This is a genomic window from Globicatella sulfidifaciens DSM 15739, assembly GCF_900167405.1.
Taxonomy (GTDB): Bacteria; Bacillota; Bacilli; order Lactobacillales; family Aerococcaceae; genus Globicatella; species Globicatella sulfidifaciens.
Window position 1 is genome coordinate 87,556 of the sequence record NZ_FUWO01000009.1, and the last position, 9,723, is coordinate 97,278.

9 protein-coding genes are annotated in these 9,723 nt (G+C 34.2%); 2 read left to right on the top strand and 7 right to left on the bottom strand.

Going from position 1 to position 9,723, the window contains the following annotated elements:
• Positions 1–66: 66 nt before the first annotated feature.
• Entirely contained in the window at positions 67–777 is a 711-nt protein-coding gene (locus tag B5D12_RS06125; protein ID WP_078755992.1) for a CPBP family intramembrane glutamic endopeptidase, read from the top strand.
• Positions 778–1,087: 310 nt separating this feature from the next.
• On the opposite strand, the gene rpmG is transcribed toward B5D12_RS06125, so the two are convergent.
• Together rpmG and B5D12_RS10190 are read right to left on the bottom strand one after the other, a co-directional pair.
• The gene (gene rpmG, locus B5D12_RS06130; RefSeq protein WP_066125827.1) at positions 1,088–1,240 is read right to left on the bottom strand and encodes a 50S ribosomal protein L33; all 153 of its coding nucleotides are present in this window, start codon (positions 1,238–1,240) and stop codon (positions 1,088–1,090) included.
• A gap of 445 nt (positions 1,241–1,685) precedes the next feature.
• Complete coding sequence (locus B5D12_RS10190) at positions 1,686–1,832, bottom strand: hypothetical protein (RefSeq protein ID WP_159443875.1); 147 nt, start codon at positions 1,830–1,832, stop codon at positions 1,686–1,688.
• A 280-nt stretch (positions 1,833–2,112) separates the two neighbouring features.
• Here B5D12_RS10190 and B5D12_RS06135 point away from each other — a divergent pair, with 280 nt between their 5' ends.
• Positions 2,113–2,631 carry an AraC family ligand binding domain-containing protein gene (locus B5D12_RS06135; RefSeq protein ID WP_234982926.1) on the top strand — a complete coding sequence of 173 codons (519 nt, stop codon included), beginning with the start codon at positions 2,113–2,115 and terminating at the stop codon, positions 2,629–2,631.
• A 403-nt stretch (positions 2,632–3,034) separates the two neighbouring features.
• Here B5D12_RS06135 and B5D12_RS06140 read toward each other — a convergent pair whose 3' ends face one another.
• The 5 genes from B5D12_RS06140 to B5D12_RS06160 form a co-directional block, all read right to left on the bottom strand.
• Entirely contained in the window at positions 3,035–3,940 is a 906-nt protein-coding gene (locus B5D12_RS06140) for an SRPBCC domain-containing protein (protein ID WP_078755994.1), read from the bottom strand.
• Positions 3,941–3,952: 12 nt separating this feature from the next.
• Entirely contained in the window at positions 3,953–4,897 is a 945-nt protein-coding gene (locus B5D12_RS06145) for a 3'-5' exoribonuclease YhaM family protein (RefSeq protein WP_078755995.1), read from the bottom strand.
• On the bottom strand, positions 4,897–7,719 hold the full coding sequence (locus B5D12_RS06150) for an ATP-binding protein (RefSeq protein WP_078755996.1): 2,823 nt from the start codon (positions 7,717–7,719) through the stop codon (positions 4,897–4,899). The genes B5D12_RS06145 and B5D12_RS06150 overlap by 1 nt, the downstream gene beginning before the upstream one ends.
• Complete coding sequence (locus tag B5D12_RS06155) at positions 7,709–8,977, bottom strand: metallophosphoesterase family protein (protein WP_078755997.1); 1,269 nt, start codon at positions 8,975–8,977, stop codon at positions 7,709–7,711. The genes B5D12_RS06150 and B5D12_RS06155 overlap by 11 nt, the downstream gene beginning before the upstream one ends.
• Positions 8,978–9,069: 92 nt before the next feature.
• Positions 9,070–9,429: a YlbF/YmcA family competence regulator gene (locus B5D12_RS06160; protein WP_066124444.1), complete on the bottom strand. Its 360-nt coding sequence runs from the start codon at positions 9,427–9,429 to the stop codon at positions 9,070–9,072.
• Between the last annotated feature and the right edge of the window lie 294 nt (positions 9,430–9,723).

A 9,723-nucleotide genomic window follows, 5' to 3' on the forward strand; every position in this document is an offset into this window, starting at 1 on the left:
AATGATATTAGTTTAAGTAAACGTTACAATATGCTATGATTATTGTATTAGAAAAGGAGTGTTGTTATGAAAAAACATCGTAATAAAATTATGTTTTTTGGTTTCTTTATTAATATGATTCTTTTTGGTGTATTAGGTGCGACTGGTGTCATAGATATGTATACCAGTACGGCTTTAAGTAGCATTATAAACGTCATGTTGGCATTATTTTTATTTGGTGATCACCTTAAAGAAGAATGGGCTCGATTTAAAACACAAACAACCTTGAAGAAAATCCTTTGGCTTTCCTTTCTTTTATTTATCATTAACGTGTTCGCTCGAACTGTTTTAATGACGCTTTTTGAACCCTACTTAGACTTGGAATCATTAGGAATGAACCAACAAGCATTAGAGGAAATGCAAACTCAAATCAATCCTTTATTATTTATTTTCTTTACTGTTATTTCAGCACCTTTAGTTGAAGAGTTAGTCTTTAGAGAGTCTTTAAACGGTTGGGTCAATAAAGCGAACCGCGGACTAGTCGTTATCATGTGGATTGTTTCTACTTTATTATTTGCGGGAGCCCATGTGGTTTCTTTACAAGACTTTCTTATTTATCTGCCATTATCGATTTCATTACTTTATATGTATGTAAGATTCGACCGTAATATCTGGGGATCCATTAGTTTTCATTTTGTCAATAATGCCTTATCCGTTATCTTAATGTATTTAGTACAATTAATCCCCCAAGAATTATTAGAAGAAGCAGCGACTGGTTTTATTCAGTTATTTAAATAATCCAACATGGATTAAAAACAGTGGCAACAAGTAGAAAACTAGATGATTTTTGCTTCGTCTGCCATCCGTCTCGCATCTAAGAGTCAGTAGCAAACTATCCATTAAGATACCATTTTTTGCTACTCAAACAACGCTTGATAAATTTAATAGCTGGACCAAACTGGTATTTTAATTTTGGCCTAGCTTTATTGTTAAAGCAGATTATGATGGTTTATATATTGATGACTCACCACATGGCAGGTTATGGTAATTAATACCTAAAGAAAAAGCAACTACTTCAAACGAGTAGTTGCTTCTTTTTAATTCGCTATTATTTTTTCACTTCACGGTGTAAAGTGATTTTGCGATCTCTTGGGCAATATTTTTTAACTTCTAAACGGTCTGGGTTATTACGTTTATTTTTGTTTGTTAAATAGTTACGTTCGCCACACTCTGTACATTCTAAGTTAATGTTTACGCGCATTTTGTTCCCTCCAAACTGTTTGGTAATTTGTTTCATCGAACAGTACCAAACAATTATAACATTGTCTATTTTTAAAAACAATACATTTTCAGAAAATATTGTAACTTTCAGCGAGTTTTCTTAAGCTAAAAGGCCTTTAAATCCAACTTGAAGGAGTGAGCGAGAAATAACGTATCGATTAAATTCCGCAATTTTCCCTACCGCCGAAAAGTTGGAAGTGACCAGAAGTAGAAAAACGAATAATTTTCGCCTCGTCTGTCTAGCCCCCATAGTTGAGAGTGGGCCAAAAGTAGAAAATTAAATAAATTTCGCTTCTTTTACCTAACCTCATTAAGACGCCGTTTGTTACCACTCAACCCCTGCACTATACAACCAACAGATGGATTGTTAAAGTGTTGGTCCAATCCCTTTAATCACTTAACTTAATAAACTTGTCTTTAATTTCCTAAAATAATTCTTTTAATGAAAAGCCATTTTTAAAGCGATGAATTTCTTCAAATATAATATTTTGGTCATGATGATCATCATGATAAGTAGCAAGTATTAAGCGTCCACTAGATGCACCTATATCAACTGCAATATGGTAACTCATAAGTCCCCTCCTATCTTTACTCTTAATGATTTCCCTTACAATTACTATCTAAACCTAAAATGAATTATGATACAATGACATTTGAACAGTATTAAAGTATCAAATATACAGATGAAAAATGAAAACAATCACAAATTATTTATTAAAAGAAACCCAGCAAGAAAAAGAACAAAAGGCATTAGGCGGTTTGTTATGCTGATATTCCTGGAATTTCGGATTTACCAACCGGTCATGTGCCTCAGCATAATGATGCTCTTTTTTTCAAAATAAAGATATTTATATTAGTAAACATAGCCGTTATGCTAAATACCCTGAACATTCACATAATTTCTTAGAATTAAATCACATGGTTCATGGTACTTGCCAACAAGTGATTAATGGTGAACTCATCACCATTAATGCTGGTGATTTATTATTAATGGATGTCGATAGTATTCACTCTATCCATGCATTAAATGAAGAAGATATTATGTGCAATATTCTTTTTCAAAATAATCACGTTTCCATAGAGTGGTTAAACCAAATAAAAAGTCGTAATAGCTTGTTATACCAGACTCTATTAAATCAAACGAATTCTAATCAAACAAAGGAACAATTTGCCTTAATACGTTCACAAGGTGAAAGTAGTCAAATCAATCATATTTTAGAACAAATTTTAACCGAATACTTCCTACCATGTGACTTTTCTGAAGCCATATTCAACAGTACTTGCCTATTTTACTTTATGAAATGGCTCGTAATCTACCAGAAATCGAAAAAGATTCCTTTGAAGCACATTCCCCTTATTTACAAGTGTTAAATTTAATCGATACGCAGTATCAAAAACTCACACTCAATGAAGCCGCCATTCAGTTAAATTTTAATAAAAATTATTTAAGCAACTTAATAAAAGAAAAAAGTGGCAAAACATTCACTGAGTTACTTAATAAAAAAAATTACAAAAAGCCCAATTGTTAATTCAATCCACACGCTTACCGATAAATGAGATTAGTCATATCGTCGGTTTTACTAATCGAACCTATTTTTTCCGAGAATACCTAAACTTCTTCGGTCATAAACCAGGCGATGATTGTTAGCTTAGTAAACACTATTTAATTAATACTTCTGCTAAGATAAACAATACTTTGCCTCATTAAACATAATCTAAACAAACAAGATCGAACAGAAATCATTAAAATTCTGCTCGGTCTTGTTATTTTCTATTATTCAAATTCGATAGTATTCGTGTCTTCTAAAGATAACATTTGACGCATTCTTGGTAATATTTCAACATATTGTGTGTCACGATCTTCGATTGCGACACCTTCCGCTAAAGCCGCGATTGTTTGTAAATTAATCATCCAATTCGTTAAACTAATCGCTGCATTCTCATCGACAATTTCTAACCAATTAGAAAAATTAATCAACGTTGTTGTTTCAGTCGTTCCCTTTAATTCAAAAGCAATCGTGCCCTCTTGCCAAGTGAAGGTGAACAATACCGGTGGTTCAATATCTAAAATCATAAACGAATGCTCTGTTTCTAATTCATCGGTATATATCAATTTACCACCAGGACGGTAATCTTCAATCCGTAAGCCTTGGGACCATTGGGTAATATACTCATTCTCAGTTAAAATTTCCCAAACACGATTAATATCCGCTTGGACTTCACCATCAAAATTGATAGTTAAACCATGATGCGGTTCATAATCATGGTGGTGATTGTGATGATGACCACAACCACATTCATGGTGGTGATGCTCATGCCCGTGGTTGTGATGATGGTCACAGCTACACTTATGATGATGTTCGTTAGCATGATCATGATGATGGCCGCAATTACATTCATGGTGGTGATCCTCATGCACGTGATCGTGTTGATGGCCGCAATTACATTCATGGTGGTGATCCTCATGCACGTGATCGTGTTGATGGCCGCAATTACACTCATAGTGATGTTCATGCCCGTGATCGTGTTGATGGCCGCAATTACACTCATAGTGATGTTCATGCCCGTGATCGTGTTGATGGCCGCAACTACACTCATAGTGATGTTCGTGCCCGTGGTCTGAATAGCCACAACCACTTGTTTCGGTTTGATTAAATGCTAATTCTTTTTCATTGGACATAGCAAGGCTCCTCTATTTAAATTTCGGTTTATAAAATTGACGACGTTCTAATGCAAAAATTGGTTCAGTAAATTCGCCACCTTCAACTTTTGCGGTTTCGCTTAACATCATGTTTAAGTTGGCATCCATTAAGTCAATTTGATGAATCAATTCAGCTTCAACAATTTGAGGGACTACTGGACTGCCAAATTCTAATTTACCATGATGCGCTAGAACGACGTGTTTCAATAATACAATTGATTCCATTTCAGAATTAATATTGATTTCGCGACATGCCTGTTCAATTAATTCCGACATGATGACAATATGTCCCATCATTTTTCCTTTTAAAGTATATTCCGTTGAAACCGGACCACTTAATTCAATTGTCTTTCCGATATCATGAAGAATAATCCCGGCAATTAATAAAGATGCATTTAAATCTGGATAGATTTTTAATAAGCTTTTAGCAATTCTTAACATTGAAACCGTATGGAAACTTAAACCTCCAACCATTGCATGATGAAATCTTTTCGCTGCTGGATAACTATAAAAGTCCTCTTCTACGGTATTCAAAATTTTATGGACAATACGTACAATATTAGGTTCTCGAATTAAGAAAATGGCTTCATCAATTTCACGTTTAATATCTTCACGTTTGACTTCAACACGTTCTAGATAGAGAGAGGGATCATTTGGTTCGCCTTCGTCAGCTAGTCGTAATTGTTTAATCTTCACTTGCGATTTTCCTTGATAACTATCGCGCATACCGCGTACAAATACAACTTTTCCGGTTTGGAATTTGGCAATTTCCTCATCAGTAGCAGACCAATACATACCATCCATCGAACCTGACTGGTCTTGGAAACTAAAAGCGATAAATGGTTTACCAGTTCGTGCAATTTTTACTTCTGCTGATTTTATTAATAAAAAGAGGTTAAAATCTTCACCTGTTTGAATATCATACAAATAAGTCATTATTCCACCGCCTTTTCTTCTACTTGTTCAATCTCGGATAAATTAATCGTCTGTTCTTCTCTAAATGATTCAATCGCTTGTGGATCAAAAGTAAAGAACAAGACTTGGGTTGTTTCACTAAATTGCTCTAACACTTGGTACATGCTTGTTTTTCTAAATTCATCGAAATTAACAAATGCATCATCAATAATAATCGGTAATTTTACCATTGAAGTAGCACTTTCAACAAATGCTAATCGTAATGCGACATACAATTGCTCTAAGGTACCTTGTGATAGTTCATGTGGTTCAAATAAAATACCACTAAACTGCATGACTTTAACACCTTGTTTATTCAGCTTGATTTGCGTATATCGTCCATAAGATAAACGTTCAAATATTTCATTCGCACGTTCAATCATGGCAGGTACTGGATCACCAATCCCATGACGGAGTGTTTTGAAAATTAATTCCATCGCAATACGTTTAGATGTCCACTCTAAAACCGCTTCTCTGACTTCAGCTTCTTTTATGGCTAATTGCTGTGTTAGATTTTGATACGTTCCATCTGATTCTAGATTACGAATCGCTACTTCTAAATTAGCACGTTCAGAATGATGAGGTACTAATTGTTCGCGTGTTAATTCCATCTTCGCTTCTAATCGTTTATATTCTTCAACTAGCGCTTGTTTATTCACTACTTCTGCAAGTGCTTCTTCGAAACCAGCCATTTGTTGTTGATATAACTCATGTTTTTCTGTTAATTCTAAAATACGTTCATTATCACGAACTTTGTCAAAGAAAATTAATTGATTTTGACTGTTAGTTGTCGCTAAAATATCATCAATTAAAGCTTGATTATCGGTGGCATTTTGTTTCAATTGTGCAATTTTAGCTTCTGCTTCAGTAATGCGATCATTTAAATTTTGACCTCTGAATTGCGTTACTTTTAATTGGGCTTCTAATTCTTCGACATAGCGGATTTGAGCTCGTACCGATTCATCATCAAATGGAAAACGCTCGAATAATGGTTGTAATAAAGCATGCCAATCTTTAATCAATTGTAGATTATGTTCTTTTTCTTCAATGAACTTTTCTTTTACTGATTGCGCTTCGAAATAGGCTTTTACCGGATTGGTTTTAAGAACTAATTCGGGATCAGCTGTTGGATAAAATCCAATTGAAACTAACCATTTTTGTAAAGCTCTATTAACTTCTTCGCGTTCTTCAATAATTTTTTCTAAGGCCTCATCACGTTGATTTATTTGAATACCAATGGCTTTACTTTGTTCTTGATAATCGCTTTCTTTCTCTCTTAATTCTTGTATTTTGCTAACGATTGGGCTATTGTGGAAAATATTAAATCGTTTACGATGTTCAAAGAAGACATAGAGTGAACTCACTAAGCCGATAACTGTTAGGACGGCTCCCAACCAGAATAAAAAATTCAAGTTAAAGACTGAATTAATCAGTTGTGAACCCATTAACATTAAACCTAAAATCAGGAAAACGACACCCATTAAGTAGTGTTTTAGACTGGTTTCTTCAATCAAGACTGCTTCATCATTCATGCGTTGATTTTCAAGTTTCGCGACTTGCGAACGGATAATGGCACTATAATGCTGTTGTTCTTTACGTTGTTCTAAATAAACTTTACGCTCGGATTTCAAATTTTCTTCTTGTTTGGCTAAATCAATTTTTTTAGATTGAATATCAAGTCCACTTTCGACTTTTATTTGATATTCATTATCATCGGCGACGCGCTCAGGATAAAATTGGCCTCTGGCCGCTAATTCGTGCATCAATTTTTCTTGTTCATCAATCCTGGCTTGCGCATACTCAATTTTAGCTTGGATGTCTTTAGCTTGTTGAGTTTTTGACAACCATACCTTACGTTCCTCTTCATGGTTCACTGCCCAATTTAAACGGGTCATCGTTCCTAATTCCCCACGAATCAACTCAATTTTTTCTTCTAATTGCCTAATTTCTGAGTGATTGTCAGAAATATCACGATTCGCTTGTTTAATCTTTTCTGGCATCTCGTCTTCAATCTCGGTAAAAACGAGTTGATCTAATTCACGCACAGCTGCTCTATCTTTGATAAAGATGTCATAGCGTCCGACTAACTTGTCTAATTCGCGCATAGAGTTATCTAATTCTTTAATGTTAGTGTTTAATTCAGCAATCGTTGTTTCTTCATCTTGTCTTTTTTGCAGTAATTGATCATATTGTCCCATGGTTTCTTTGGCAGCTTCAACTTTATAGGCTAATTGATCATATTCACTTAATAATAGGTTAAGAGGACGATTTTGTGCTTGGGGACGATAAAAATCATCGGTTTCTTTTTCTAATGACTTGGCAATTTTTACAAATTGATCACTTCCCACGGTCCCGATACTTAAGAAATAGTCATTAATTTGCTCGGTGTCTAATTGTGAAAGTTCTTGTAAATTTTGCAAATTAAATGCATAAAATGTATCAAATAAACGTTCATCTAGACCAGATAATAAAGTTTCCAATAACGCTGGATCTTTTTCAACTCCATCAGCTGTTTGAATTGAAAATTTAGAATCCGTTCTCTCAATCCATAAATCGCCTTCGGGGGTATCGATTAATAAAATACGCCCACCATAGCGACTGCCTAATTTAGGCTCATAGCGATTGAGTTGATTGACACGACGGTGTTTGGTAGGAAAACCAAATAAAATACTACGGATAAAAGATTGTAAAGTTGATTTTCCAGCTTCATTCGGACCGTAAAACAACTGTAAGTGTTCATCAATTTCAAAGCTTTGGTCAACCCATTTACCATAACCATAAATATCTAACTTTTTAATTTTCATGGTTATCCTCCTCTGATTCGATACTCAAAGTTTGCAGTAATCGTTGATTAGCTTTTTCAAGCGCATCATTTTTTAAATCCTCGGTTAGAATACTCTCTTTTAACCATTTTCTCATGACCGGATGTTTCGTAATCTCTTTAATGACAGTATCATATAATGCTCCATCCTTAAATTCTTGAAGAGTCGCTAAATAACTCTCATTCAATAATGGGTCATATTCAAAAACCTCTAATTGATTGTCTGTCACTAATTTGATTTTAACTACTTTAGTAAAGCGTTTCGCCTCATAATTCGGATGAAATACTTCTGCTAATTGCCCCGATTCAATTTGCTCTTGTAAAGAATGGGCTAATTTATGAGCATCATTCAAATGAATTGTTAATAAGTAAGACTGCTGAGTCCCTTCAGATTCTGCTTCATAATTGGTAACAATGTCTTGAATTTCTGAAATAATCCGTTGTTGATCCCAATCATAATTGCAATATAAATTGGCTGTTTCCCAGACAATGGATGCGAGCGATATAAACTCATTTAAGGTAGGTTGATTTTGACGTAATTCAACTATATAAGCGCCTTTATCTCCCGATTCTTTGGCATTCTTTCCTTGAATAATCCCTGGATATTGAATTAAAGGTACTTCGTTTAGAACCATAGCTTGATGAATATGGCCAAGTGCCCAATAATCATATTCCTTGCTTAATAAATCTTGTAAGCTAAAAGGTGCGTAATTGGCGTGTTCGTTTTCAGTAGAATCTAAAGAACCATGTAATAAACCAATGGTGAAATCAGTTGCTCTCGGATTAATCGGATACTTTTCAATCATTCGTTCTTTAATCCAACGATGATTATAGCTAAAACCATAAATGCGGATGGTTTTATTATTTTTAGTGGTAATATCAAAATGCTTCACCAATTCTTCCTCAAATAAATAAACATTGTCAGGATAATTCATTGATAAGTAATTCGGCTCGTAATAATCATGATTACCATGACCGATGACGACTGGAATTTCTGCTTGTTTTAGACGATTCATTTGCTGAAAGAAAAAATGCTTAGCCGCAATGGTTTGCTTCGTCGCATCATAGATATCGCCTGAAACTAACATTAAATCTACTTTTTGATTAATAGCTATTGAGACACATCGTTCAAAAGACTCAAAGGGAGCTTGAATCAGCTTTTGTTGTAGTTGGTAATCCTGTTTAGCAATCCCACTAAAAGGAGTATCTAAATGTAAGTCAGATACATGTAGTAATTTCATAGCTGACTCCTTTCATTTTTGTTTTAAAAAATACCAACTGACGCAAATCGACTTCGATTGACACGCAGTTGGCAATTCAGATGCAAAATAAACTATTGTTCGTTATTTTCGCTATAAACTTCTTGCAATGGTAATGTAATGATGCGATTAATGTCTTCCATAATTTGACTTAACTGACGTTCACTTTCCATTAATTTATTAATAGACTCATTGGCCATCACTTTTTCTGAAAGTTCTTGATAATCTTTAATTTCATCTTCTGTTGGTTGTTGACCAGTCATTTGCTTCATTTGGAAACTTTGTCCCATTTGTTTAAATTCTTCAAATAATTCATTAGAAGCACTATCTTCTTGAATTGCTTTCATTGTTTCTACTAAATTTTTATAAGCATCTAAGTTACGTAAATCACGTTCTAATTGATTAGCTGTATCATAAATGTTATTTTGTGTCATTTTCTAGTCATCTCCTTTTAAGTTACGTTACTATCATATCAAAATATAGACCATTCTACAATGATGCTGAGCATAAACTTGATAAATTTAGTTAAGATTATAGTTCGTTAATTAACAGCGCACTGGTTGAGTAGTATCAAACTGCGTCTTAACGAGAATGGGTATAAATATGAAAAATTCAATCAAGTGATTGCTCGATAATTAAAAGCGCAGTGGTTGAGTGGCCTCAATCTGCGTCTTAATGAGGTTAAAGATAAATTTGGTAAACTCAATCAGGTTATTGTTATTAAATTA

Coding starts and splice junctions, on each gene's coding strand:
- B5D12_RS06145 (WP_078755995.1), bottom strand. CDS start 4,897: ATGACTTATTTGTATGATATTCAAACAGGTGAAGATTTTAACCTCTTT.
- B5D12_RS06125 (WP_078755992.1), top strand. CDS start 67: ATGAAAAAACATCGTAATAAAATTATGTTTTTTGGTTTCTTTATTAAT.
- rpmG (WP_066125827.1), bottom strand. CDS start 1,240: ATGCGCGTAAACATTAACTTAGAATGTACAGAGTGTGGCGAACGTAAC.
- B5D12_RS10190 (WP_159443875.1), bottom strand. CDS start 1,832: ATGAGTTACCATATTGCAGTTGATATAGGTGCATCTAGTGGACGCTTA.
- B5D12_RS06140 (WP_078755994.1), bottom strand. CDS start 3,940: ATGTCCAATGAAAAAGAATTAGCATTTAATCAAACCGAAACAAGTGGT.
- B5D12_RS06160 (WP_066124444.1), bottom strand. CDS start 9,429: ATGACACAAAATAACATTTATGATACAGCTAATCAATTAGAACGTGAT.
- B5D12_RS06150 (WP_078755996.1), bottom strand. CDS start 7,719: ATGAAAATTAAAAAGTTAGATATTTATGGTTATGGTAAATGGGTTGAC.
- B5D12_RS06155 (WP_078755997.1), bottom strand. CDS start 8,977: ATGAAATTACTACATGTATCTGACTTACATTTAGATACTCCTTTTAGT.